The sequence below is a fragment of the Bradyrhizobium sp. 197 genome, assembly GCF_023073375.1.
In the GTDB taxonomy this organism is placed as follows: Bacteria; Pseudomonadota; Alphaproteobacteria; order Rhizobiales; family Xanthobacteraceae; genus Bradyrhizobium.
Map to the genome: position 1 here is coordinate 1 of NZ_JADPJJ010000053.1, position 24337 is coordinate 24337.

Sequence of the window (24337 nt, forward strand, 5' to 3'; positions counted from 1 at the left end):
ATCTTCGCCCATTGGGCGTCAGTCAAAACGAATCGGTCCATCCCAAGCTTGAATCACAACCAAGCCCCGATGAGAATCCTGAATCCCAACAGACCCTAGCTTAAAACACCTGATAAGCTCTGAGCTCAGCTACACCACGCCCGGGGACACGATCCTCTTGCATTCACAAAGATCAAAAGGTGCGTGGAATTCGCGAGTTTCTTTCCCAATGTGAACTAAGCCACAAACGGCAGCAGTCTTAGACGCTAATAAAGATGGAAAGCTATCAGCTTTGCGCTGGCGGGTTGAGTTGCGGCGCACCTGAACCCCAGTCGCGGACGATCATTCCACCAAGTATCTGAGGGAGAATGTCCATGAGCGATCGCAAGGTGTTTACAGACAGCGTCACCGAATTGCCCACCGACGGAATGGCCAAGCATGGTCTGCTGGTCGCTCCAGCAAAGCGCGACGCCCGCAATGAAACGATGGAATTGCTCTTTTCGCTTGAAATGTCTGACAAGGACGATCTGGAGAAGCGTGTTGCTGGGGGCGAGGTATTGTCTGCAGACCAACTGACTCAGAAGTACAGTCCTAAAAAAGCAGACGTCGATGCGCTCAAAACGTGGTTGACCGAACAAGGCTTCACAATCGTCGGCGAAAGTCCCGGCGATACCGGGGTATACGCCAAGGCCACTGTCGGCCAGATCGAACAAAGCCTCGGCGTCCAAATGGTAAAGGTCACAAAAGAAGGAATCACCTATACCGCCGCGCAGAACGCGCCGAGCCTTCCCATATCTGTCGGCGCACCCGTCCATGCCATCATCGGCTTGCAACCATTCCGTCACGCTCACAAGCACATGGCGCGCAAGCTTGTGCACGGCAATCGCGTCACTCTGGATCGGCATGGTCTGCCCTCGCCGAATATCGCCAATTCTCCACCATATCTCGTTGCGGAGATTCTCCATGCATACAATGCGAACGCATTGGGCGTCACCGGCGCAGGCCAGACGATTGCGATATTGATAGATACCTTTCCGAACGATCACGACATCACCGAGTTTTGGAAAGCAAACGGGATCGCCGTCGATCTGGCAAGGATCGGCAAGATCAAAGTGGGCGCTGGCCATCTGCCCGCCCCTGAGGGAGAGGAGACGCTGGATGTCTCCTGGACCAGCGGGATCGCTCCTGGAGCGAAGATTAAAATCTACGCGACGGGTTCGCTTCAGTTTGTGGCGCTCGACCGGGCGCTCGATCGGATCATTGCGGATGCTTCGAACGATCCGAGCCTGCGTCAATTGTCGATTAGCCTCGGGCTGGGGGAAACGTTCATGGGAGGCCCAAACGGCGAGGTGGCAACGCAGCATCAGAAATTCCTCAGACTCGCTGCAATGGGTGTAAATGTCTTCGTGTCGAGCGGCGATGCCGGATCGAATCCGAGCGTCGACGGGCACACCGCCAGCGGCCCAACTCAGGCGGAGTATGCAGCTTCCGATACGGCAGTTGTCGGGGTCGGCGGGACCAGTTTGAGACTTGCACCAGGGAACGGGGCCGTCGCACAGGAAGACGGCTGGCCCGGCAGTGGTGGCGGCGACAGTATCTTCTTCAGCCGCCCTGGCTGGCAGACAGGCAAAGGCGTACCGACGGGGAGCAAACGGTCAGTACCCGACGTGAGTGCCGCCGCAGATCCAAATGAAGGGGCATTTCTGGTTCTGCATGGACAACCCACTGGAATTGGCGGAACAAGTTGGGCCGCGCCGGTTTGGGCTGGTTTTTGCGCTCTCATCAACGAGGCGCGCCAAAAGGCAGGATTACCCTCGCTCCCGTATTTGAACCCGCTCATCTACCCACTCGGCGGCACCGGGTGCTTCCGGGACGTTACAGCTGGCAGCAATGGCGAGTTTAAAGCAACTGCCGGTTATGACCGCGTCACCGGATTGGGGACGCCGGACATGAAGCAATTGATCGCCGCGTTAACACAAGCACCAGTGCAGGCATCCGTCGCGGCGTAGACGGCGCACGAAGAACTTGGCTATCGCTCACGCCTGTAAACTCGCAAGTCCGATGCAGAGCTGGCTGAAAGGCATCAGCTCTGCATCGCGGCCTTAACCGATATCGACGGCAGTACGCGACGTTTGTATCGCCCGAACGGGCTTAATCGTTCTCACCGACGAGGCGCGGCGCGTGGAAATCGCAAGCAAAATCATGGCTCGTGCGAAGACGAGTCGACCCACGGGTGTCACGCAACTGGCCTGTCGGTTTTCGGCTTCTTTCGCTCGGTGGATTTGCTCGACTTCTTCGCGTTCGCTTTCGCGGACCTTTTTGCCCGCGCGGGCCTGATGCCATCGGGCTTATGCTTTACCAGACTAAACGCCGTCATGAGAACGTCGCTACGCGCTGCAGCCGTGGCAGGCAGGTCGGTTACAGTGACGGTGGCGGAGAAAGGTTCGTTGCCTGTATTGGACCTAAATACATAAAATCTGGTCCGTGTCATTTTGGGGATGACCGTGCCATCGCCCTGATGAAGTTCGGCCGTATCTTCCTTGGTGATAACGTGAACGTAGACATCGGGAGCGCTGGTGGCGGTGCAAAGGACTGAGCTGTCTTTGACAATTCCTCGGACAACCTGGCGGTGGGTGGTATCTAGAACGATCGTTTCGCTCATTGGAAATCCCTTTTTTAAATCTGAATAGGCAAACTCAGCACAGCTAATGGTCGCGTGCCTAGCCTCTCAACCGTCGCTGTGTTCGCTTTGGTAGCTGAGGAGCCGCAGAACAGCCGTCGCTTGCGCACCGGGGCCGCTCCCTGAGTCGCTTCGAGTACATGTTCTTGACGCCTGCAAAACGTCAGAGAGGAGCTGTCGCTGACTGCAATGGTCATGAAAGGCGCGGCCTAGCTCGCCACTATCCTTTTAAGGAGAGCTTCGAGTTTCTGCAGCGCTGTCCGCTTCTCAGGTAGGTAGTCATACCTGTCGTATATTTCGTCGAGATCGGTTTTGCCCCCTCCGGTCACGTGGTTAAGCATGATCTCGGCGATCTCGCGTGAGATTGCCAGGCGGGCGAGGGTAGAGCGGAACGTGCGCCGCAGATCCCGTACTTGCCAACCAATCACGCCTGATCGCTTGTCGATCTCCTTCTTCAGCTTTCCCCACGAGCCATCGTTGAAATGCGTGCCCTTGATGTGACCAGGGAAGTAGAAGTCGGTGTTTTTGTCGCGCCAATTGTCGCCGATCTTTTCTTGCCGGTCGAGGATCGCACGAGCCATCGGGAGGATCGGAATTGCGTGCGCGCGCCCATTCTTCGTGAACTCGCCCGGAATCGTGATCACCCGGCCTTCTCGCCACGCTCGCTGTAGCCGTCCTATTTCGCCGTTCCGGCAGCCCCAGAGGATGATGAGCCGGATCATATCCCCGAAGAAGCCCTCGCATGCCTGCCAGATTTTTCTGAGCTCGTCGTCGCTGAGGACACGACTGCGCTTCCTGTCCCTCCCTGGAGCCGTATAACCTTCAAGCGGACTGCGCTTGATGTAGCGGTGCGGAGGCTTTGTGCACCATCGGAGCATTGTCCGCAAAGCGCGGAATGCGTGAAGCTGCTCGCTTGGTACATCAGCGAGCTTGCCGAGTTCACGCTCAATCATTGTATCGTCGAGTTGAGCGAGCGTGCACTTGAACTGAAGACGGTTCAGGAGGCGACGCGTCTCAGATTTCGTGCGCTCGGCTTTGCCCTTGTAGTTCTCCTCAATGAACACGAGCTTCGCCTGCTCGAATTCAATGCTGATTTCCTTCTGCCCGGCGGGAGTGCCGAGCGCAACAAAGGCGCGGCGGCGTGCCTCTGCGAGCTTGAGGTCAGGATAGTGACCGAGCCGTATTTTGGTGCGGTTGGGCTCTTTGAGAATGATCCAGGTCTTGCGACGCTTGCCGACACGCAGGCCGAAAGCTGGCGTCTTCCGGTCCATGTACAGACCGGGCTTCAATGACTGAACCGTGAGATCTGTGAGTGTAAAATTTGGCACGATTTGGCACGCCTTTCACGTGGATTGAGGCGGATAACCATGCCGAAGTATACGACGGCCGAGTCGCGAAAGCACTGTAAAATAAGGGGTCTACGGGCGCTATGTGGAACGGTGGAGAGGCTTCACAAAAGATTGGGAAGCTGCCGTTCTACCATTGAACTACGCCCGCTGATGCGCAAGCCTGCGCGCCTCTGATTAGCCGAGACGGCGCTTCCCGCCAAGCGCTTTGGCGCGACCGGCCGGACGGTTGTTAACGTCTCGGTAAGATTTTGGGTGCGCCGGATTGTGGCGGTGTTATGATCCCGGGTCTGGGGAAAGACGTGCACTGAGTGGGGCGTGTGCATGGTGGGGCGTGGCTACACGATATTCGACACGACCATAGGGCGCTGCGCCATCATCTGGAGCAGCACCGGCGTGGTCGCTGTGCAATTGCCGGAGGCGCGGGAGATCGACACCCGCCGCCGGATTTTCCAGGTCCATCCCGAGGCGCGCGAACAGCGGCCGTCCGCGAACGCCGAGCTTGCGATCGAGGGCATCGTGGGCCTGCTGCAAGGCAACGATCCTGATTTTTCCGAGGTCAGCCTGGATGCGGGCGGCGTGTCCGACTTCAACCGGCGCGTCTACGAGTTCGCCTGCACGATTCCGCGCGGGGAGACGCGCACCTATCACGAGATCGCCAAGGCGCTGGGCGCCTCCGGCGCCGCGCATTCGGTGGCGCAGGCGGTCGCGAAAAATCCCTACATGCTGATCGTGCCCTGCCACCGGGTGCTGGAGGCCGGCAATTACACCGACCGGCTCTCGCCCTATGGCGGGGTGATCTCCAAGCGGCGGCTGCTGTCGCTCGAGGGCGCTCATCCGGTCGCCAGCAAGACGCTATTCGAGGTGCTGCTGCCCGTTGCCCCGCCCCGTGCGCCCAGCTAAGGCGCGATTTTGATCGCACCTTAGCTTTGTTTTTGGTCATGATCCTGTCGAAAAACCGCTAACACTTTTCTGGATCATGCCTAGATAGGCGGGATGGATGCGACCACGCTGCTGACGACGCCCTCGATGACGGTCTCCGAGTTTCGCTGCGATGCGGGACCGGACGACGCGTCGTTTGCGGAGTGCCGCACCGGCCATTCCATCGCCTATGTCCGCGCGGGCAGCTTCGGCTGCCACTGCCGCGCCGGCTTCTTCGAGCTGGTGGCGGGCTCGATGCTGGTCGGCGCACCGGGCGAGGAATACACCTGCACGCATGAGCATGTCTCCGGCGACGTCTGCCTGTCCTTTTTCCTGGGCGAGGATCTGGTCGACGCCCTCGGGGGACGTCGCGACATCTGGCAGGTCGGCGCGACGCCGCCGCTGCCCGAGCTGATGGTGCTGGGCGAGCTCGCCCAGACGGCGGCAGATGGCAACAGCGATCTCGGTCTCGACGAGGTCGGTCAAATCCTCGCCGGCCGCTTCATTGACGTCGTCTCGGGCAAGGCGCGCAAGCCGACAACGCCCACTGCGCGCGACCGCCGCCGCGCCGTGGAAGCCGCGCTGTGGATCGACGCCAACTCGCATGCCGAGGTCGACCTCGAACAGGCCGCGCGGCAGGCAGGCCTCAGCCCGTTCCATTTCCTGCGGCTGTTTTCGAGCGTGCTCGGCGTCACCCCGCATCAATATCTGGTGCGCTCACGGCTGCGACATGCTGCGCGGCTGCTCACTGACCATGACATCGCGGTCACCGATATCGCCTATGACGTCGGCTTCGGCGACCTCTCCAACTTCGTCCGCACCTTCCGCCGCGCCGCCGGCGTCTCGCCGACCAAGTTCCGTCAGGCCTCGAAGGGGAAGCGCAAGATTCTCCAAGAGCAGCTCGCCCTCAACTGACTAGGTTCGTCTCCGGCGCGCGCCAGTTGCGGCGCGCTTTGGAAATGGAGACGACCATGTACGACCATATCGGGCTGCGCGTTGCCGACCTCGACGCCGCCACGCGCTTCTACACCGCGGTGCTGGCGCCGCTCGGTTATGTCCTGTGTTCGAGCGGCGACGGTTATGCCGGCTTCGGGCCGAAGGGCGAGCCGGCGCTGTGGCTGCACCTGAACAAGGGACGGAAAGCCGATGGCGCGCATATCGCATTTCGCGCCGGGGATCATGACGCGGTCAAGGCGTTCCACGGCGAAGGCCTGAAGAGCGGCGGCCGCGACAATGGCGGTGCCGGCCCGCGCAAGGATTACAGCCCGACTTACTACGCGGCATTTTTGATCGATCCCGATGGCAACAATGTCGAGGCGGTCTGCACGTGAGTTCTCTCCGTCATTGCGAGGAGCTCTTGCGACGAAGCAATCCAGACCGTAGTCGCGGAAGCATTTCTGGATTGCTTCGCTGCGCTCGCAATGACGGTGTTTGTGGCGAACGCCTAACATAATCAAGGACACTTTCATGGCCTCCATCCACAATGACATTCCCCTCCCCGCCTCAGCGCACGACGTCTGGGACGCGGTGCGCGATTTCGGCGCGCTGCATCGGCGGCTGGCGCCGGGCTTCGTCACCGCCTGCACGATCGACGGCGATGCGCGCGTCGTCACCTTTGCCAATGGCTCGGTGGCGCGCGAAGTGCTGGTCGATTGCGACGATGCGCGGCAGCGGCTGGTCTACGCGATCAACAGCGAGCGGCTGAAGCATTACAGCGCCTCGGTGCAGGTGATCGCCGAGGGCGATGCGAGATGCCGCCTGGTCTGGATCATCGACATGCTGCCGAACGAGCTTGCAGCTTACGTGCAGGGCCAAACCGGGGATGCCGTGATCGCCATCCACAAGGCGTTTCCGGCTTAGTTTACTTATTTGAGCATGATCCTTTCGGAAAACGGCGGCGGAGGAGCCGGCGGCGAGGACATGATGACCCAGATGGCGCCGATGCTGGAGATGATGAAGGCCAAGATGGGCAAGCGCCGCTTCGCCATGATGATGCAGACCATGGGCCCGATGATGAGCCGCATGATGGAGAATGGCGGCGGCGGGTTTAGCGGCCTCAACGCCGGCAATCTCGGCGGCGGTTTCGGTGCGCCCAATTACGGCGGCACCATGCCAACCGGAATGGGCGGCATTGGCGGCGGCGATATCATGGGCATGCTCGGCAGCGCCGGCGGCGGCGACATGATGGCGATGATCCCGCAACTGATGCGGCTCGCCAAGGTCGGCGGTGGTGACGGCCATCGCCGCCACAGACATCGCTAGTCCGCCGCGGCCGAAAGAGCGCGCCTGATCGCGGCCTTGCTCTCGCGCGGTCCCCAGCGGGTCAGCACCACGCTGGAGCACGCGAGCAGGCCGAGCACGACCATCGAGCTGGCCGCTAGCCAGAAGAAGTTCTGCGCGGTGGCATCGTGCGTCGACAGCCACCAGCCGACCGCTGCGATGTAGATCAGCCGCGCGGTCTGCGCCAGCACCGGGCCGATCACCTTCGCAGCCCCCTGCGACGAGAAATACATCGTCGAGGCGAGGCCAATGAACGCGTAGAACGGCGCCACCGTCGACAAATATTGATGGCTGGTGGCGCGCACGATCTCGCTGTCCGTGAAAATATTGACCCAGAGATCGGGGAAGAGCGCGACCAGGCACGCAGGTGCGCCGACGGCGACGAAGGCGCTCGCGCCTGCGATCCAGGCGATGCGCCGGGCGCGGGCGATGCGGCCGGCGCCGACCGCCATGCCGATCATCGGCACCGAGGCGATGCCGAACGCGAACGCGATCGAGGTCAGCAAAAATTCCAGCCGCGCACCGATGCCGTAGCCGGCGAGGATCGCGGTGCCGAATTTCGCCAGCATGTGGGTGAAGATCGAGATCGTCAGCACCGATTGCAGCGGCGAGAAGCAGGCAATGGCGCCGACTTTGAGGATGTCGAAAAACATCGCCCACTGGATGCGCAGGCCGCGCAGCTTCGGCGTAACGCGGGCGCGGCCGGAAAACAGATACCAGCCCATCACGCAGATGTTCATAGAATAGGCGATCAGCGCGCCGGCCGCGACGCCGCGCATCCCGAGCTGCGGCACGGGGCCGAGCCCAAGGCCGAGCGTGCCGCCGAGCAATATCTGCCAGACCGCGGAATTGAGGATCAACAGCGACGGCAGCTTCATGTTGCCGGTGCCGCGCAGGACGCCCGCCATGGTGTTGAGCAGCCAGGGCAGCACCGCGCCCCCGAAAAACACCTGGGTGTAGGCAATCGCATGTGTCAGCACATCGCCGCGGCCGCCGAGCATTTCCAGAACGCGCGGCCCGAAGACCAGCATGCCCAGCATGAAGACGAGGCCGAAGCTGATGCCGATCAGCAGCGCATGCGCGGCGAGCGTGCCGGCGCGCTCGCGATCGCCGGCGCCGATTGCACGCGCGATGGCGGAGGCCACCGCGCCGCCCATCGCGCCGCCCGACATCGTCATGGTCAGGATCACGGTCGGAAACACCAGCGCCATCGCGGCAAGCGCTTCCACACCAAGACGTCCGATATAGGAGGTCTCCGCAATCACGGTGCAGGTGCCGGCGGAGAGCGCGACCACGTTGGGCCAGGCCAGCCCGAGCAGCGTGCGCAGAATCGGGCCGTCCAACAGCGCGCTCTTCACGGGGCGTGGAGGCGGCGGCAGCGGACGCTCTTGTTCATCGACCGGGATTTCGGCGATGTCGGACATGTCCTCTCCGGGGCACGAGCGCCATTTGCGGCGCCGCAATGAGTAGGTGTGTCAATAAATTTATTCGCGCACAAGGCGCAACGAGGGGCTTGTTAGCACACCACGCAGCGATTCCTCCTGCGTCAGATGCAGGCGTGCCCTGCGGCGTCGCGTTTCAAAGTGGAATTACCCGATGCGCCAGAGCAACGGCGGGCGGCCGCCTGCGGGCGCGCGCAGGTGAACGCCGATGTGCCGCCCGCATCCTGCAGCGAGGCCCTCGAACAATCCCTCCAGCACCTTGGCGCAGGCGGGGTGACAGTCGGCGACGTCGTCCATCAACTTCCAGCTCTGCTGACGGATTTCGAAGGTGCCTTCGGATGGCGTTACCTCGGCCGCATCGCCCTGCGCGGCAAACAGCGCGTTGAGGAACGTCGCGAATTCGCTCGCCCCGCCACGGCCCATCGACAGCGCCGCAGCGACCTCATCGAAATATTGCATCCCTATCAGCTTACCCGTGAGATGCAGGAGATAGCCGGCATCCTCCGGTCCGAACAGCTGCACCATCACGGGCGCGGCGGTGCGAACATATTCCATCGCATAGTTGCGGTAGGCTTTTTCGAGCCGCGGCTTTGGCCAACTCGCAACAGGAAGAGCCGGCGCGGACTTCGCATCGAACAATGGCGCTTCGAGATGCCGCGCGAACACGAGGCGCTGGTCGAGCTCGAGCGGTTGGTCGTATTGATGGTAATAGCCTTCGAGCCCATCCTGGCTCTCGACGCTCTGCTTGGTGCAGACGAAGCCCAGGCGGAGATCACCGAGCGCGACACCGTTGTTGGCGTGCCAGCCGCGCAGCATCGCGCGCGAAACTTCGCCCGGCACGCCGCAGATCGCGGTGCCCTTCCAGATCCAGCGCGGCGGCGGATAGCGGATCCAGGCCTTGGTGTCGCTCTCATACATGTATTCGACGTGCACGCCGCCGATCCAGTTCGAGAGGTAGTGATATTGCGCAGCGGCGACGGCGGGCGGCAGATGGCTCAGCCCGAGCTTTTTCAGCCCCGGCAGGAAGCGCTCCTGCTGCTGGCGGCGGAACACGCGGAAGACGAACTCCGCCGCATCCGCCGTGCCGCGACGCGTGACGACGGTGAGGATCAGGCCGGTGAAGTAGGCGTGATAGAGATCGGCAACCGCGCGCCAGCGTTTCCATTGGGTTTCCTGCGCGGGGTCTGATGCGGCGGACATGTTCGCTCCCGATCGTTATTTTGATCGAGTGTGTCACTGCATTGGGTGACGGACAACCTGAACCGCACGCAGGGCGCCCTGCACGGCGGCCCGCCAATTCCGCATCACGAATTGTGAGTGGCTTTGGCGGCGCGCTCGCGCTCGACGCGCTCGGTTACGTCGCGCGCCATGGCGACCGATCCCTGCACCGCGCCGCCGGCGTCCCGCACCAGCGCGAATGTCATCTCGATGTAGAGCTTGCGTCCGCTCTTGTGCAGCGCGCGGGTCAGTGTCGGCTTGCCCGCAAGCTTCATCGCGCCGCTGGCAAACGCGGTCTCGAAGCCCTTCCAATGCGCGGCGCGCAGATGTTCGGGAATGATCAGGTCGAGATTCTGGCCCAGCGCCTCGTCGGCGGCGAAGCCGAACAGCGCGGCCGATGCACGATTCCAGCGCGTGATCGTGCCCGACGGATCGGAATAGATCAGCGCGTCGGCGACGTCGTTGACAATATGTGCGTCCAGTTGGGATGAATTGGTCATGTCAACACCTTGTGGCCCGGATGATCACTACACCCGAAAGTGCTTGCTCAGCTTCAGGCCCTGTGCCTGGTAGTTCGAGCCGATGCGCTGACCGTACATGGCGTCGGGGCGGGCCAGCATCTTCTCGTAGACGAGCCGGCCCACGATCTGGCCGTGCTCGAGGATGAAAGGCACTTCGCGCGAGCGGACCTCGAGCACGGCGCGCGATCCCAGCCCGCCCGCACCGGCATAGCCGAAGCCGGGATCGAAAAATCCGGCGTAATGCACGCGGAACTCGCCGACGAGCGGATCGAACGGCACCATCTCTGCGGCGTAATCGGGCGGCACCTGCACGGCCTCTTTCGACGCGAGGATGTAGAACTCGCCGGGATCGAGGATCAAATTGCCGTCGGGACGCGCCGCGATCGGCTCCCAGAAATCGTCAACCGCGTAGCCGGCGCGGCGATCGACGTCGATGACGCCGGTGTGGCGCTTGGCGCGGTAGCCGACAAAGCCGCCGCTCTTTTCGCCGGAGAGATCGACAGACACCGCGACGCCGCCGGTGAGATCGGCATCGTCGACGTCGACGAGACGCTCGGTCGCGTGCAGCGCCTCGAGCTCGTCGATGTTGAGGATGGCATCGCCGGTGCGGAAGCGTACTTGCGACAAGCGCGAGCCCTCGCTGACCAGCACCGGGAACGTCTTCGGGCTGATCTCGGCATAGAGCGGGCCGTGATAGCCGGCGCCGATCATGTCGAAGCGGCGGGTGCCGTCGGCGATCACGCGGGTGAAAACGTCGAGCCGGCCGGTCGAGCTTTTCGGGTTGGCGGCCGCGACGATTTCCGGCGGCAGCGCGAGGCTTTCGAGCAGCGGCACGATGTAGACGCAGTTGGTCTCCAGCACAGCGCCGTCGGCAAGGCTGAACTCGTGCAGCTTCAACTCGTCGATGCGCTCGGCGACGGTGGCGCCGGGGCCGGGCAGGAAGCTGGCGCGGACGCGATAGGCGATGTCGCCGAGGCGAAGGTCGAGGCTTGCCGGCTGGATCTGGCTTTCGACGAAGTCGTATGCGGGCAGGATGAGACCGCCCTCCGCCATTGCCGCGATCATGCGGTCGGGCAGGATACCATTGGCGTCGGCGGCAACCGTGAACGTCAACCGAGGGTCCTCATCAGGGGGCAAATGCATCCCGACATGCGGGAAATACTGGCGTTTTACGGCTATCCGATGGACGGCTTGACGGAAAGGGCATTGCGGAATATGAGCATGACTTATCCCGTGGTGATTTGAGCCGGCCGGCTTGCAGCCACGTTAAATAAGTCGCTAAACAGGCCGGGGACCTCTGTGATCCCGGCCCGTGGAGATATTCCAGGCCGGTTTTTTTGTGACCATTTTCGATGGTCACGCAGAGGAGGTCCTATGTCGAAGTCCCCGGCGCCAACCGCACAATATCGTCCCGAAACCCGTCTGGTCCATTCCGGTACCCTGCGCTCGCAATATGGCGAGACGTCGGAGTCACTGTTCCTGACCCAGGGCTACGTCTACAACAGCGCCGAGGAGTGCGAGGCGCGGTTCAAGGGCGAGGACCCCGGCTTCATCTATTCGCGCTACTCCAACCCGACCATCCAGATGTTCGAGCGCCGCATGATCGAGCTCGAAGGCGCCGAAGCGGCGCGTTCGGCCGCGACCGGCATGGCCGCAGTGACGACCGCGATCCTGGCGCCGCTCAAGGCCGGCGATCACGTGGTGGCCTCGCGCGCGCTGTTCGGCTCGTGTCTCTACGTCGTGCAGGATTTGCTGCCGCGCTATGGCATCGAGACGACGCTGGTCGATGGGCTCGATCTCGACCAGTGGCAGCGCGCGGTGAAGCCGAACACCAAGACGTTCTTCCTGGAGAGCCCGACCAATCCGACGCTCGACGTGCTCGACATTCCCGGGATTGCCGAGATCGCGCACAAGGGCGGCGCGCGGCTCGTCGTCGACAACGTGTTCGCCACGCCGATCTGGCAGAGCCCGCTCGCGCTCGGCGCCGACGTCGTGGTCTATTCCGCGACCAAGCACATCGACGGCCAGGGCCGCTGTCTCGGCGGCATCATCCTGTCCTCGGAAGCGTTCATCGCCGAGCACATCCACAATTTCATGCGCCAGACCGGGCCGTCGATCTCGCCGTTCAACGCCTGGGTCCTGCTCAAGGGCCTGGAGACGCTGGGCGTGCGCGTGCGCGCGCAGACCGAGACGGCGGCGCGCATCGCGGACGTGCTGGCGAGCCATCCGAAGATTTCGCGGCTGGTGTTTCCCGGCCGCGCCGATCATCCGCAGGCTGCATTGGTGAAGAAGCAGATGCGCGGCGGCTCGACGCTGGTCGGCTTCGAGGTCAAGGGCGGCAAGCAGGGTGCGTTCCGCGTGCTCAACGAGCTCAAGCTGGCGAAGATCTCGAACAATCTCGGCGACGCCAAGAGCCTCGTCACGCATCCGGCCACGACGACGCATCAGCGCCTGAAGCCGGAGGATCGTGCCGCCCTCGGCATCAGCGAGGGTTTTATCCGCTTCTCGGCGGGGCTCGAGCATCCGGATGATCTGATCGAAGATCTGACCGCGGCGCTGGAGAAGGCGTGAGGTGCTGGTCGTCCCGGCCCCCGTGCGCAATTGCGCACTAGGCCGGGACGACAATTACATCGGCCGGTACGTCCGCACGTCCGCCGGCACGTTCACACCGAGCTTGATCTGGCCGACGGAACGGATGATGTCGTCGCCGAGGAGCTGGGCGAAGCAGGCGTAGCCCCAATCGTTCATGTGCAGGCCGTCGGCGATCACAAAGCTCTCGACCGGAAGCGATTGCTTTTCGTGCCAGTCGCGCATCACCTCGAAGCGCGGGAAGATGCCGACGTGACGGAGCTCGGCGACCTTGCCGAGCAGCTTCACCATCTTGCCGGCGCTCTCCGCGCGCTGGTTGACGGCGGGCGAATATTGCGGATCGACCAGCACGACGTCGGCATCGCCGGCGGCCTGGATGCGACCGATGCCGTCCTCGACCATCTTCGCGGTCTCGCCGGGATCGAGATTGCGCAGCACGGCATTGGTGCCGACCTGCCAGATCACCAGATCCGGATGCACGTCGATCACCGCCTTCTGGAGCCGCTTCATCATCTCGGGCGCGTCCTCGCCGCCGACGCCGGCATTGACGACCGTGATGTCGGCGGTCGGATAATGCCGGTGCAGCTGCGCGGCAAGGCGATTGGGATAGTTGAACTCCGGCGAGCTCGCGCCGAATCCTGCGGTCGACGACGAGCCGAACGCGACGATGACGACCGGCTGGCCGGCGACGAGCTTGCCCGCGACATGCGGCAGCGTGCCCATCGCCTTCGCGCCGCCCTTCGGCGACAGGCAGGGGACGCGGCTGAAGATGTCGCCGGCGGATTTCGCGACCTGCTTCACCTTGTCGATGGCGCGCGCCGTGATGCCGCGCTGGTCGGGGGACGTCGCGGCGACGGTGGTCTGGGACGGTGAAGCGGAAGCGGGATTAGCCGATTGCTGCGGGGCCGGCGTTGCCTGCGCGGCCGGCTCCTGCGCGCGCGACTGCGATACAGGCGTTAGCAACAGCAACGCCGCCGCAGCGGGCGCAGCCAGCCATGCCGTCAGGCAAAAAGGGCGGAGAGAACTCATTAACGCTAGACCTCAATTTTGCTGCTGGGCCGGCTCCAGATGGGCAGCGTCGATGACGAACTGTGCCAACGCCCGGCCAAGGCAATCATGGACCTGTTTCGCCAGCTCAAGCCCGCGCGACGGGCTGAACAGGTCGAACTGCCCCTGATCATTCCACTGCCGCATGATCGCGAAACGATCGAACAGCGGGATATCGTGCTCCTGCGCCACCACCCGCATATTGTCGAGGTATGGCGGCACCGAGATCATGGTTTCGGTGCGCGGGCTGTACTGCAAATTCATCAAGACGACGTCAGCCCCTGCCTTTTGCAGCGCAGCAACCCCTTCGGTTACCGCGCCACGAAAATCATCGGGATCGATTGCTCGGATAGCATCGACAGTCCCGGTCTGCCAGATGACCAAAGTAGGCGTTTTTGCTTCCATCAGCTTAACGAAGCTGGCGGCCGCTTCCTCTGCCGTCTTCTTGCTCTGTATTTCTACGGAGACGTGCACGGTCTCGGACGGCGGCAGCTTGTCCTTCAGGATGGCCTGCATCCGCGCCGGATAGGAGGCGTCTTCGGAGGCTGGAATCGTGGTCGAGCGGCTGCCGATCACCAGGATTTCGAGCGGCTTGCCGGCCTTGACGGCATCGGCGACCTTGGGAAGCTGGCTTTCGCTGGTGAGCAGATAGGACGGCAATTCGCAGGCTGGAGGCGCGGCCGAAGCAGCAGGCGCAGCATCGCCCGCGCGCGCCGAAGGCGCGGCGAGACCACCGCACAGCAGGATCAGGCTCAGGAAAACCTTCGCCTTCATCAGCCCCCTCCCGCCATATCGGCGCTGCCGACGGCGCTTTTGGTTTTCGAACCGCTTTTGTCAGCCACGCGCTTGTACCACGAAATCACCCAGGCCATGGCCCACATGATCAGGATTCCCGAGAGGCTAATCAGCGCATGCAGGGCCGGGCCCCCCGCGACCTCGGCCAGGATGAAATGGCCGGCAAAGGCAAGGAAGACGCCGAGACAGAATATCTCCAGGGAATGCGAGCCGCACAGGATCAGCGGCCGCAGCCAAGGCGATTTCAGGCCCGGCCAGTCCCGCGGCAGGACGCGCACCGTGAGCGCGGCCAGCGCCAGGAAATGCGTGAAGCGCAGCACGTCGAGATCGGCCTTGTCGATCGGATACATCCACTGCTCGAGCAGCTTCGGCATGAATTGGGACAGCTGCGGCACATACCAGGTCAGCGTCACGTAGAATGCCGCGACCAGATAGGCGATCGAGATCCACATCGTCACCCGCGAAGCCAGAATGCGCGACATGCGTCGTGCGCCCCCGAGCGCACACCAGGCACCGAACACGAACAGCAATTGCCAGGCGAAGGGATTGAACGCCCAGAAGCCGTTCGGATAGGCCGACAGATAGAGGTCGTATTCCCAGGTCACCGCGTAGAGCAGGACCGAGAGGCCGAGCGTCACGTCGGGGCGCCATTTCATCAGCCACAGGATCAACGGCAGCGCCAGCATCAGCACGATGTAGAGCGGCAGCACGTCCATGTTGACGGGACGAAAGCGCAGCAGCAGCGCCTGCACGATCGTGACGTCGGGCTGCTTGAGGAAATCCATGATGCCCATCTCTTCGGTGTAGAGCGGGTTCTCGAACCTGGTCGCGACGTAGGAGATTTCCGCAAGGAAGATCGTGAACAGGAAGACGTGGGCGACATAGATCTGCCAGACGCGCCGCAGGATGCGCGCGGTGGCGACGACGACGCCGGACTCCAGCATCGCCCGGCCGTAGACGAAGGCGGCGGTATAGCCTGAGATGAAGATGAAGATCTCGGTGGCGTCGCTGAAGCCGTAATTGCGGATCGTGAACCAGGTCAGAAGACTCGGCGGCAAATGGTCGATAAAAATCAGCCACAGCGCGAGGCCGCGGAACAGATCGAGTCGGAGCTCGCGCTCGCCGATGGCCGGCAGCGAAATAGCCGGCGAGGCCGTGCGCGGCCTGGCACCTGCAGGGTTGGCCTGCAGAGGCTTGGCGGTTCCTGCGACCGTCGATCCCGTCACTTGGTCGGCAATGGTCATCGGGGCCTAAAAACCCTTCCGCAAAATCGCGACGTGGTAAGACGTGGCAAGGAGTGTACCGGTCCGGCCGTCATCTCGCAAAGCGACCGGATCACATGCAAGTACACTTGCAAATACACCTGAAAATACACCTGGATGTGTACTTCCTTTCGAATTCTGGCGGGACGATGTCACCAAGGCCGCCTCCGGCGTTTGGTTCCCCGGCGGATTTCGGTATGATGGCAATCATGTACCGCGCCGTGACCCACCAGATCGAAGTGACCGTCGAGCCGAACTTTGTTCCGGAGCAGTCGTCGGCCGACCGCTCCCGCTATTTCTGGTCCTACACCATTGTCATCATCAATTCCGGCGACGAGACCGTGCAGCTCAAGACGCGACACTGGATCATCACCGATGCCACCGGCCGGCAGCAGGAAGTGAAGGGCGAGGGTGTCGTCGGCGAGCAGCCGACGCTCGCCCCCGGCGAACGCTTCGAATACACCTCCGGCGTGCCACTCACGACCGCCTCGGGCTTCATGACCGGCCGTTACCAGATGGTCAGCGCCAGCGGCGAACGCTTCGAGGTCGAGGTGCCAACATTCTCGCTGGACAGCCCGGACAACAAGCGGGTGTTGAACTGAGATAGGCGGCGGCGCGGCCTTTTGGGGCGCGGCTTCCCCGACGGCGTCATGACTCTCGTGTCCCGGACGCGCTGCAACGCGCGAGCGTTGCTGCGCAGAGCCGGGACCCGGATGGCGACACGGTCCAATGCCTCAAGCGTCTTCCACGCCCGCCTCGGCCGGCGTGAAATCGTACACCGAACTGCAGAACTCGCAGGTCACGACGACCTTGTCGTCCTTGACCATGGCGGCGCGGTCGTCGGACGAAAAGCTCTTCAGCATCGATGCGACCGCATCGCGCGAGCAGGAGCATTGCGCCTTCAAGGACAGTGGATTGAACACGCGCACGCCGCGCTCGTGGAAGAGACGGTAGAGCAGCCGCTCGCCGGAGAGCTCGGGATCGATCAACTCGACGTCTTCGACGGTTTCGATCAGCGAGCGCGCCTCGACCCAGGCATCGTCTTCAGCGACGCTATGCACCTCGACGCCTTCGGGCGCATCGCCGGGATGCAGATCGGCCTGCCGCGCGCGCTCAGGTGCCTTCGGCAGGAACTGCATCAGCATGCCGCCGGCACGCCAGCGATGCTTGCCGCCATCGTTCGAACGCCACTCCTCGCCGACGGCGAGACGCACGCGCGTCGGGATTTGCTCGGAGCGCAGGAAGTACTCGTGAGCTGCGTCTTCCAGGCTGCCGCCGTCGAGCGCAACCAAGCCCTGGTAGCGGCTCATCTCGGGCCCCTGGTCGACGGTCATGGCGAGATGACCGTGGCCCAGCAGCGCGCCGGAATCTTTGGCATCGCCGAGGCGCGCGGCGTCGAAACGTGCGTAGGCTCGCAGGCGATCCGGCGCCATGTAATCGACGACCAGGAACGACACCGGACCGTCGGTCTGGGCCTGGAGGATGAAGCGGCCTTCAAACTTCAGCGCCGAGCCGAGCAGCGTGGTCAGCACGATGGCCTCGCCGAGCAGCTTGCCGACAGGCGCCGGATAATCGTGCCTGGTCAGGATATCGTCGAGCGCCGGACCAAGCCGCACCAGGCGACCGCGCACGTCAAGCGCGTCGACCTCGTAGGGCAGCACGGCGTCGTCGACCGGAACCGCGGATGGTGCGCGAACCGGGCCTTCGGGCCCGGTTTTCATGTCAGGGGATTGGGAAATCATGGCGCTTTATCTGGGGTCGGAGAGCGGAAATGGAAGGGGGCGCGGGCAGCGTGTTCCGGGCGCAGCTATGGTTACACACGATACCGCAAGTTCGGTGCCGTCCTGGCGAAAGCCAGGACGGCGAAACAAACCGACTTCGCCTTCACCGCGCGCCCCGCGCCTACTTCACCGCGTCGAAGCACCAGGCCAGAATGCCCTTCTGCGCGTGCAGGCGGTTTTCGGCCTCGTCGAACACGACGGATTGCGGGCCGTCAATCACCTCGTCGGTGACCTCCTCGCCGCGATGGGCGGGCAGGCAGTGCATGAACAGCGCATCGGGCTTGGCCAGCGACATCAGCTGGGCGTTGACCTGATAGGGCTTGAGCACGTTGTGGCGATGCTCGCCTTCCTTGTCGCCCATCGACACCCAGGTGTCGGTGACGACACAATCGGCGCCGCGCACGGCGGCTTCGGCATCGCTGCCGAGCATGATCGGCGCGCCGGTCGCCTTGATGAAATCGCGCATCGCCTTTTTCGGCGCGAGCTCCGGGGGCGTCGCGACGTTGAGCTGGAACTTGAAGCGTTCGGCGGCGTGCGCCCAGGAGGCGAGCACGTTGTTGTCGTCGCCGGTCCAGGCCACAGTCCTGCCCTCGATCGGGCCGCGATGCTCCTCATAGGTCATGAGATCAGCCATCACCTGGCAGGGATGCGAACGCCGCGTCAGGCCGTTGATGACAGGAACGGTGGCGTTCGCCGCGAGCTCGAGCAGGGCATCGTGATTGAGAATGCGGATCATGATGGCGTCGACATAGCGCGACAGCACGCGCGCGGTGTCGGCGATGGTCTCGCCGCGGCCGAGCTGCATCTCCGCGCCGGTGAGCATGATGGGTTCGCCGCCGAGCTGGCGCATAGCGACATCGAACGACACCCGCGTCCTCGTCGAGGGGCGCTCGAAGATCATCGCCAGCGTCTTGCCTTCAAGCGGCCTGACCGGCTGATGCGCCTTCTGCTTCGCCTTCATCGCGGAGGACGCGGCCAGCATGCTCTTGAGCTCCGACAGCGGCAGCGCGTCGATATCAAGGAAGTGCTTCGGTGCTTTATTGGGCGACTTGCTCATCAGCTTGCCGCCCGCTTGTTGCCGGACAACGCGGTGCAGGCGCGTTCGAGCCGCCCAACGCTGTCCTCGATCTCGGCTTCGGTGACGATCAAAGGCGGCAGGAAACGTACGACATTGTCGCCGGCGCCGACGGTGAGCAGCTTTTCGTCGCGCAAGGCTACAACGAGATCGCCTGAAGGCACCACGGCCTTGATGCCGATCAGCAGGCCCTCGCCGCGCACTTCGCTGACGACATCGCTATGACGGTCGATCACGGAGGCGAGCTTCTGCTTGAGCAGCAGCGACATCCTCTGCACGTGGTCGAAGAAGCCGGGCTTGAGCATGACGTCGAGCACGGCATTCGCAGCCGAAATCGCGAGCGGATTGCCGCCGAAGGTCGAGCCGTGCGAGCCGGGCCCCATGCCGGCCGCCGCATTCGCGGTCGCCAGCACCGCGCCGATCGGAAAGCCGCCGCCGAGCGCCTTCGCCAGCGACATCACATCGGGCGTCACGCCGAGACGGCGGTGTGCGAACAGATCGCCGGTGCGGCCCATGCCGGTCTGCACCTCGTCGAACGCGAGCAGCAAGCCCTTGTCGTCGCAGAGCTGGCGCAGTGCCTTGAGGAAGGCCGGGGTTGCCGAGCGCACGCCGCCCTCGCCCTGGATCGGCTCGATCAGGATGCCGGCGGTCTGCGGACCGATCGCTTTCTTCACGGCCTCGATATCGCCATGCGGGATTTGGTCGAAGCCATCCATCGGCGGACCAAAACCTTCCAGATATTTTGCAGATCCCGTCGCGGCCAGCGTCGCCAGCGTGCGGCCGTGGAACGCGCCTTCGAAGGTGATGATGCGGTAACGTTCCGGATGCCCTTGGGAGAAGTGATGATGGCGGACCAGCTTGATCACGCCCTCCAGCGCCTCGGCGCCGGAATTGCAGAAGAACACGAAGTCCGCAAAACTCTCATGGCAGAGGCGGTTGGCGAGCTTCTCGCCATCCGGGCTCTGGAACAGGTTCGACATGTGCCAGAGCTTCGTGGCCTGCTCCTGCAACGCTTTGACCAGCGCGGGATGGGCATGGCCGAGCGCGTTCACCGCGACACCCGAGGTGAAATCGAGATAGCGCTCGCCATTGGTCGCAATCAGCCAGCAGCCTTCGCCGCGCTCGAAACCGAGGTCGGTTCTGGCGAAAACGGGGAGCAAATGCGGCGCTGCGCTGTTGGTCATGATGTCACTTGGATGTTGCGGACGGTGTGACGCGTGCATTGCGCAACGCACCATTGACCGGCCCGGAAAACGAAACGTGCCGCCTTTTCGGGGCGGCACGTGTCACTATCTTATGCTTGGGAAGACGGGTGTCAATGCCGCCCGGAAAGCCTCGCGAAACGCTGAATCCGTAGTCTTGCGGTGCTGATTTCGCGGATTTCACCACGGAACATGTGGAAGCGAGTCGGCGGACTCTTGCGCGGGAGTCACGCCATATTGTAGCGTTTGGATTGTCAGATACGACATCTCGTGCAGTGGTTCTGATCTCTAAGTCCTTATGTACCGGCGTAAACGTTCGGGCGTTCTAGTCACGCCCGGCGAGCCTTAAGGGATTCTGGCGGCACGGGTTTTTAAAGGCTTAGGCATTCGCTGCGAGGCGCCAGGATGGCAGGCCGGCAGCGAGGGAAAGGGTGCAATGACAGTTTTGACCTGGTCCGATGATCGCGTCGAGCAGCTTAAAAAGCTCTGGGAGGCCGGACTTTCGGCCAGCCAGATCGCGGCTGAGCTCGGTAATGTGACCCGCAATGCCGTGATCGGCAAAGTGCACAGGCTCGGCCTGTCGGGTCGCGCCAAGAGCCCTTCATCGGCAGCGCCCCGGCCGCGCAAGGCGCGCCCCGCGCAGCATATGATGCGGGTGACCCGCCCGATCTCGCGCGGCAACACCGCGCTGGCACAGGCCTTCGAGGTCGAAGTGGAGGCCGAACCGGTCACCTACGACAACGTGGTGCCGATGAGCCAGCGGCTGACGCTGCTCGAGCTGAACGAGGCGACCTGCCACTGGCCGGTCGGCGATCCCTCGACCCCGGACTTCTTCTTCTGCGGCGGCAAGGCGCTGTCCGGCCTGCCCTATTGCGCACAACACTCGCGCGTCGCGTATCAGCCGGCGTCGGATCGGCGCCGCGCACCGGTGAAGCCGAGCCCGCGCTGAGCTAGCGGATTTAGCTGACTGCAAGGGCGGCGCCGTCACACGATGACGCCTCGGCCCACTTGATGTCGTCCCGGACAAGCGTGCCAAAAGCGCGTGTCGATCCGGAACGACGGCGGAGCTTGAAGCGAGTTACGCCTGCTGCTCCGCCTTGGCAAAACGATCATCCAGCGCGTAGCCGGCGCCGCGGACGGTGCGGATCGGGTCCTGCTCGCGGCCGAGATTGAGCAGCTTGCGCAGGCGGCCGATATGCACGTCGACGGTACGCTCGTCGATGTAGATGTCGCGGCCCCAGACGCTGTCGAGCAGTTGCTCGCGCGAGAACACCCGCCCCGGATGCTCCAGGAAGAACTCCAGCAGGCGATATTCGGTCGGGCCGAGATCGATCGGCCGGCCCGAGCGCGCCACGCGGCGCTTGTCGCGGTCGAGCTCGATGTCGCCAAAGGCGAGCACGGTGGCGAGCCGCTCGGGGCTTGCGCGCCGCAGCAGGCCCTTCACGCGCGCCAGGAGCTCCGGCACCGAGAACGGCTTGACGATGTAATCGTCGGCGCCGGTCGCAAGACCCCGCACCCGCTCGCTTTCCTCGCCGCGCGCGGTGAGCATGATGATCGGGAGCTGCTTGGTCTCGGGACGGGTGCGAAGCCGCCGGCACAATTCGATGCCTGACAGGCCCGGCAGCATCCAGTCGAGCACGATCAAATCGGGAATGTGCTCCTTGAGACGGGTGTCGGCGTCGTCGCCGCGCATGACCGTCTCGACGTCATAGCCGTCGCCTTCGAGGTTGTAGCGGAGAAGCTCGGTCAGGGCTTCCTCGTCCTCAACCACCATAATGCGTGCGCCCATCTGGGTCGTTGCTCCCTAGGTGTTCGGTATCGAGGTGGCGAAGGTCGTCATATCGCCCTTCGGCCGCTTGTCGGTGATCGCCTGGCCCTCGATCATGTAGAACACGGTCTCGGCGATGTTGGTGGCGTGGTCGCCGATCCGCTCGATGTTCTTGGCGCAGAACATCAAATGGATGCAGAACGAGATGTTGCGCGGATCCTCCATCATGTAGGTGAGGAGCTCGCGGAACAGCGAAGTGCAGATGGCGTCGACTTCCTCGTCGCCCTTCCACACCGCCATCGCCGCCGGCAAATCATGTGCGGCATAGGCGTCCAGCACCGATTTGACCTGCTGCTGCACGAGGTCGGTCATGTGCTCCAGGCCGCGGAACAGCTTGAGCGGATGGAAATCCGTCTCCAGCGCCGCGACGCGCTTGCCCATGTTCTTGGCGAGGTCGCCGATGCGCTCGAGATCGGTCGCGACGCGCATGGCGCCGACGATCTCGCGCAGATCGACCGCCATCGGCTGACGGCGGGCGATGGTGAGCACGGCGCGCTCCTCAATGCGCTTCTGCAGCGCGTCGAGCTCGGTGTCGATGGTGACGACGCGCTGGCCGAGCGGAACGTCACGGCGGATCAGCGCGTCGACGGAATCGACGATCATGCGCTCGGCGATGCCGCCCATCTCGGCAACCAGCCGGGTGAGTTCCTGGAGGTCGGTGTCGAAGGCCTTTGCGGTATGTTCAGAACCCATGTCGCGTCTCCTCAGCCGAACCGGCCGGTGATGTAATCCTGCGTGCGCCGGTCGGTCGGCGACGTGAAGATCTTGTTGGTGTCGTCGAACTCGATCAGCTCGCCGAGATACATGAAGGCGGTCTTGTCGGAGACGCGCGCCGCCTGCTGCATGTTGTGGGTGACGATCGCGATCGTGTAGTCCTCGGAAAGCTCCTGGATCAGCTCCTCGACCTTGGCGGTCGAGATCGGGTCGAGCGCCGAGCAGGGTTCGTCGAACAGGATCACCTCGGGCCGCACCGCGACGGTGCGGGCGATGCAGAGGCGTTGCTGCTGGCCGCCGGAGAGCGACAGGCCGGAGGCGTTGAGCTTGTCCTTGACCTCGTTCCACAGCGCGCCGCCGCGCAGCGCCTTCTCGACCCGGCCGTCCATCTCGGATTTCGAGATCTTCTCGTAGAGACGGATGCCGAACGCGATGTTTTCGTAGATCGTCATCGGGAACGGCGTCGGCTTCTGGAACACCATGCCGACGCGGGCGCGCAGCAAATTGAGGTCCAGCCTGGGGTCGAGGATGTTGGTCTGGTCGAGCATGAGCTGACCGGTGGCGCGCTGGCCCGGATAGAGGTCGTACATCCGGTTGAAGATGCGCAGCAGGGTCGACTTGCCGCAGCCCGACGGGCCGATGAACGCCGTGACGCGATTGGCGCCGAGCGTCAGGTTGATGTTCTTCAGCGCGTGGTGCTCGCCGTAATAGAAGTTCAGGTTGCGAACGGTCACCTTGGGGGGCGCCTCGGGCAGCACCGGCGCGTGGGGCAGTCCGCCGGCCGCGCTCATCGATACGGAAAGATCACTCATTTTGCGGTCCTCTCGGCGCCAAGGATGCGCGCGCCAATATTCAGGGCAAGAACGGTCAGGGTGATGAGCAGCGCGCCGCTCCAGGCCAGCTGCTTCCAATAGGCGTAGGGGCTCTGCACGAAGTTGTTGATGGTGACTGGCAGGTTCGCCATCGTCTTGTTCAGACCGAGGCTGAAGAACTGGTTCGACAGCGCGGTGAACAGCAGCGGCGCGGTCTCGCCGGCGACGCGGGCAGTCGCAAGCAGCACGCCGGTGATGAGACCCGATCGGGCAGCACGATAAGCGATGCGCTTGATCACCAGCGAGCGCGGCAGGCCAAGCGCCGAGGCCGCCTCGCGCAGTGCGTTCGGCACCAGCAGCAGCATGTCCTCAGTCGTGCGCAGCACCACCGGGATGACGATGACCGCGAGCGCGAGACTGCCGGCGATCGCCGAGAAGCCGCGCATCGGCACCACCACCGCGCCGTAGATGAACAGGCCGATGATGATCGAGGGCGCCGACAGCAGGATGTCGTTGATGAAGCGGATCACCGAGGTCAGCCGGTCGTTGCGGCCGTATTCGGCGAGATAGGTGCCGGCGAACATGCCGAGCGGCGCGCCGATGCCGACGCCGATCACGGTCATGATCAGCGAGCCGACGATTGCGTTGAGCAGGCCGCCCTCGTTCGATCCGGGTGGCGGTGTGTTCTCGATGAACAGCTGGACATTGAGGCCAGCCAGGCCGTTGTAGAGCAGCGTGATCAGGATCAGCGCAAGCCAGGTGACGCCGAAGGCGGTCGCGGCGATGCAGAGCCCGCGGATGACGAAGTCCTTGCGGCGACGGCGTGAATAGATCGGGTTCATGGC

The 24337-nt window shown here is 63.4% G+C and carries 25 protein-coding genes and 1 riboswitch; of the genes, 9 read left to right on the forward strand and 16 right to left on the reverse strand.

Features of this window, described 5'->3' with window-relative positions; all coding sequences use genetic code 11:
- Positions 1-353 precede the first annotated feature (353 nt).
- Positions 354-1988, forward strand: coding sequence for a S53 family peptidase (locus IVB27_RS10950; protein WP_247443522.1), 1635 nt, complete (start codon positions 354-356; stop codon positions 1986-1988).
- 227 nt (positions 1989-2215) lie between these two features.
- On the opposite strand, the gene IVB27_RS10955 is transcribed toward IVB27_RS10950, so the two are convergent.
- On the reverse strand, positions 2216-2641 hold the full coding sequence (locus IVB27_RS10955) for a hypothetical protein (RefSeq protein WP_247443523.1): 426 nt from the start codon (positions 2639-2641) through the stop codon (positions 2216-2218).
- A gap of 227 nt (positions 2642-2868) precedes the next feature.
- Positions 2869-3987: an integrase arm-type DNA-binding domain-containing protein gene (locus tag IVB27_RS10960; RefSeq protein WP_345946861.1), complete on the reverse strand. Its 1119-nt coding sequence runs from the start codon at positions 3985-3987 to the stop codon at positions 2869-2871.
- A 342-nt stretch (positions 3988-4329) separates the two neighbouring features.
- On the opposite strand from IVB27_RS10960, the gene IVB27_RS10965 reads away from it, so the two are divergent.
- The 5 genes from IVB27_RS10965 to IVB27_RS10985 all read left to right on the forward strand — a co-directional run bounded on the left by IVB27_RS10965 (position 4330) and on the right by IVB27_RS10985 (position 7188).
- Entirely contained in the window at positions 4330-4908 is a 579-nt protein-coding gene (locus IVB27_RS10965; RefSeq protein ID WP_247443528.1) for a methylated-DNA--[protein]-cysteine S-methyltransferase, read from the forward strand.
- A 93-nt stretch (positions 4909-5001) separates the two neighbouring features.
- Complete coding sequence (locus tag IVB27_RS10970) at positions 5002-5841, forward strand: helix-turn-helix transcriptional regulator (RefSeq protein ID WP_247443530.1); 840 nt, start codon at positions 5002-5004, stop codon at positions 5839-5841.
- A gap of 56 nt (positions 5842-5897) precedes the next feature.
- Positions 5898-6257 (forward strand): VOC family protein, encoded by a 360-nt coding sequence (locus IVB27_RS10975; protein ID WP_247443532.1) that lies wholly within the window; start codon positions 5898-5900, stop codon positions 6255-6257.
- Positions 6258-6393: 136 nt separating this feature from the next.
- Positions 6394-6786 carry an SRPBCC family protein gene (locus tag IVB27_RS10980; protein ID WP_247443534.1) on the forward strand — a complete coding sequence of 131 codons (393 nt, stop codon included), beginning with the start codon at positions 6394-6396 and terminating at the stop codon, positions 6784-6786.
- A 15-nt stretch (positions 6787-6801) separates the two neighbouring features.
- Positions 6802-7188, forward strand: coding sequence for a hypothetical protein (locus IVB27_RS10985; RefSeq protein WP_247443619.1), 387 nt, complete (start codon positions 6802-6804; stop codon positions 7186-7188).
- Here IVB27_RS10985 and IVB27_RS10990 read toward each other — a convergent pair.
- The 4 genes from IVB27_RS10990 to IVB27_RS11005 all read right to left on the reverse strand — a co-directional run bounded on the left by IVB27_RS10990 (position 7185) and on the right by IVB27_RS11005 (position 11530).
- Positions 7185-8630, reverse strand: coding sequence for an MATE family efflux transporter (locus IVB27_RS10990; protein WP_247443536.1), 1446 nt, complete (start codon positions 8628-8630; stop codon positions 7185-7187). The genes IVB27_RS10985 and IVB27_RS10990 overlap by 4 nt on opposite strands.
- 165 nt (positions 8631-8795) lie before the next feature.
- Positions 8796-9848, reverse strand: coding sequence for a hypothetical protein (locus IVB27_RS10995; protein WP_247443538.1), 1053 nt, complete (start codon positions 9846-9848; stop codon positions 8796-8798).
- A 104-nt stretch (positions 9849-9952) separates the two neighbouring features.
- Entirely contained in the window at positions 9953-10366 is a 414-nt protein-coding gene (locus IVB27_RS11000) for a PAS domain-containing protein (protein ID WP_247443540.1), read from the reverse strand.
- Between the two features lie 27 nt (positions 10367-10393).
- On the reverse strand, positions 10394-11530 hold the full coding sequence (locus IVB27_RS11005; RefSeq protein ID WP_524536477.1) for a 2'-deoxycytidine 5'-triphosphate deaminase: 1137 nt from the start codon (positions 11528-11530) through the stop codon (positions 10394-10396).
- Between the two features lie 80 nt (positions 11531-11610).
- Positions 11611-11690, forward strand: a riboswitch (SAM riboswitch).
- Positions 11691-11761: 71 nt separating this feature from the next.
- Here IVB27_RS11005 and IVB27_RS11010 point away from each other — a divergent pair.
- A complete protein-coding gene (locus IVB27_RS11010; RefSeq protein ID WP_247338689.1) occupies positions 11762-12958 on the forward strand; it encodes an O-succinylhomoserine sulfhydrylase in 1197 nt (398 codons plus the stop codon).
- Positions 12959-13012: 54 nt separating this feature from the next.
- Here the strand turns inward: IVB27_RS11010 and IVB27_RS11015 are convergent, their stop codons facing one another.
- The 3 genes from IVB27_RS11015 to IVB27_RS11025 are packed head-to-tail and all read right to left on the reverse strand — an operon-like array spanning position 13013 to position 16062.
- Positions 13013-14005, reverse strand: coding sequence for an SGNH/GDSL hydrolase family protein (locus IVB27_RS11015; protein WP_247338691.1), 993 nt, complete (start codon positions 14003-14005; stop codon positions 13013-13015).
- A 12-nt stretch (positions 14006-14017) separates the two neighbouring features.
- Positions 14018-14797: an SGNH/GDSL hydrolase family protein gene (locus tag IVB27_RS11020; RefSeq protein ID WP_247338693.1), complete on the reverse strand. Its 780-nt coding sequence runs from the start codon at positions 14795-14797 to the stop codon at positions 14018-14020.
- Positions 14797-16062 (reverse strand): OpgC domain-containing protein, encoded by a 1266-nt coding sequence (locus IVB27_RS11025; RefSeq protein WP_247443544.1) that lies wholly within the window; start codon positions 16060-16062, stop codon positions 14797-14799. Before IVB27_RS11025 ends, IVB27_RS11020 begins: the two co-directional genes overlap by 1 nt.
- A gap of 215 nt (positions 16063-16277) precedes the next feature.
- On the opposite strand from IVB27_RS11025, the gene apaG reads away from it, so the two are divergent.
- A complete protein-coding gene (apaG, locus tag IVB27_RS11030) occupies positions 16278-16682 on the forward strand; it encodes a Co2+/Mg2+ efflux facilitator ApaG/CorD (protein WP_247338696.1) in 405 nt (134 codons plus the stop codon).
- Between the two features lie 132 nt (positions 16683-16814).
- Here the strand turns inward: apaG and IVB27_RS11035 are convergent, their stop codons facing one another.
- The 3 genes from IVB27_RS11035 to IVB27_RS11045 all read right to left on the reverse strand — a co-directional run bounded on the left by IVB27_RS11035 (position 16815) and on the right by IVB27_RS11045 (position 20120).
- The gene (locus IVB27_RS11035; RefSeq protein ID WP_247443545.1) at positions 16815-17822 is read right to left on the reverse strand and encodes an Hsp33 family molecular chaperone; all 1008 of its coding nucleotides are present in this window, start codon (positions 17820-17822) and stop codon (positions 16815-16817) included.
- Between the two features lie 160 nt (positions 17823-17982).
- A complete protein-coding gene (gene argF, locus IVB27_RS11040) occupies positions 17983-18918 on the reverse strand; it encodes an ornithine carbamoyltransferase (protein WP_247338700.1) in 936 nt (311 codons plus the stop codon).
- Positions 18918-20120 (reverse strand): aspartate aminotransferase family protein, encoded by a 1203-nt coding sequence (locus IVB27_RS11045; protein WP_247443546.1) that lies wholly within the window; start codon positions 20118-20120, stop codon positions 18918-18920. Before IVB27_RS11045 ends, argF begins: the two co-directional genes overlap by 1 nt.
- A 454-nt stretch (positions 20121-20574) precedes the next feature.
- Here IVB27_RS11045 and IVB27_RS11050 point away from each other — a divergent pair, with 454 nt between their 5' ends.
- Positions 20575-21087: a GcrA family cell cycle regulator gene (locus tag IVB27_RS11050; RefSeq protein WP_247443547.1), complete on the forward strand. Its 513-nt coding sequence runs from the start codon at positions 20575-20577 to the stop codon at positions 21085-21087.
- Positions 21088-21216: 129 nt separating this feature from the next.
- Here the strand turns inward: IVB27_RS11050 and phoB are convergent, their stop codons facing one another.
- From phoB to pstA, 4 genes are read right to left on the reverse strand one after another with little or no spacing between them, the layout of a single operon-like run.
- Complete coding sequence (phoB, locus tag IVB27_RS11055; protein WP_247443548.1) at positions 21217-21927, reverse strand: phosphate regulon transcriptional regulator PhoB; 711 nt, start codon at positions 21925-21927, stop codon at positions 21217-21219.
- 15 nt (positions 21928-21942) lie between these two features.
- Positions 21943-22659 (reverse strand): phosphate signaling complex protein PhoU, encoded by a 717-nt coding sequence (gene phoU, locus IVB27_RS11060; protein WP_247443549.1) that lies wholly within the window; start codon positions 22657-22659, stop codon positions 21943-21945.
- A gap of 11 nt (positions 22660-22670) precedes the next feature.
- Complete coding sequence (gene pstB / locus IVB27_RS11065; RefSeq protein WP_247443550.1) at positions 22671-23492, reverse strand: phosphate ABC transporter ATP-binding protein PstB; 822 nt, start codon at positions 23490-23492, stop codon at positions 22671-22673.
- Positions 23489-24334, reverse strand: a complete 846-nt coding sequence (gene pstA, locus IVB27_RS11070; protein WP_247443551.1) for a phosphate ABC transporter permease PstA — start codon at positions 24332-24334, stop codon at positions 23489-23491. Before pstA ends, pstB begins: the two co-directional genes overlap by 4 nt.
- Between the last annotated feature and the right edge of the window lie 3 nt (positions 24335-24337).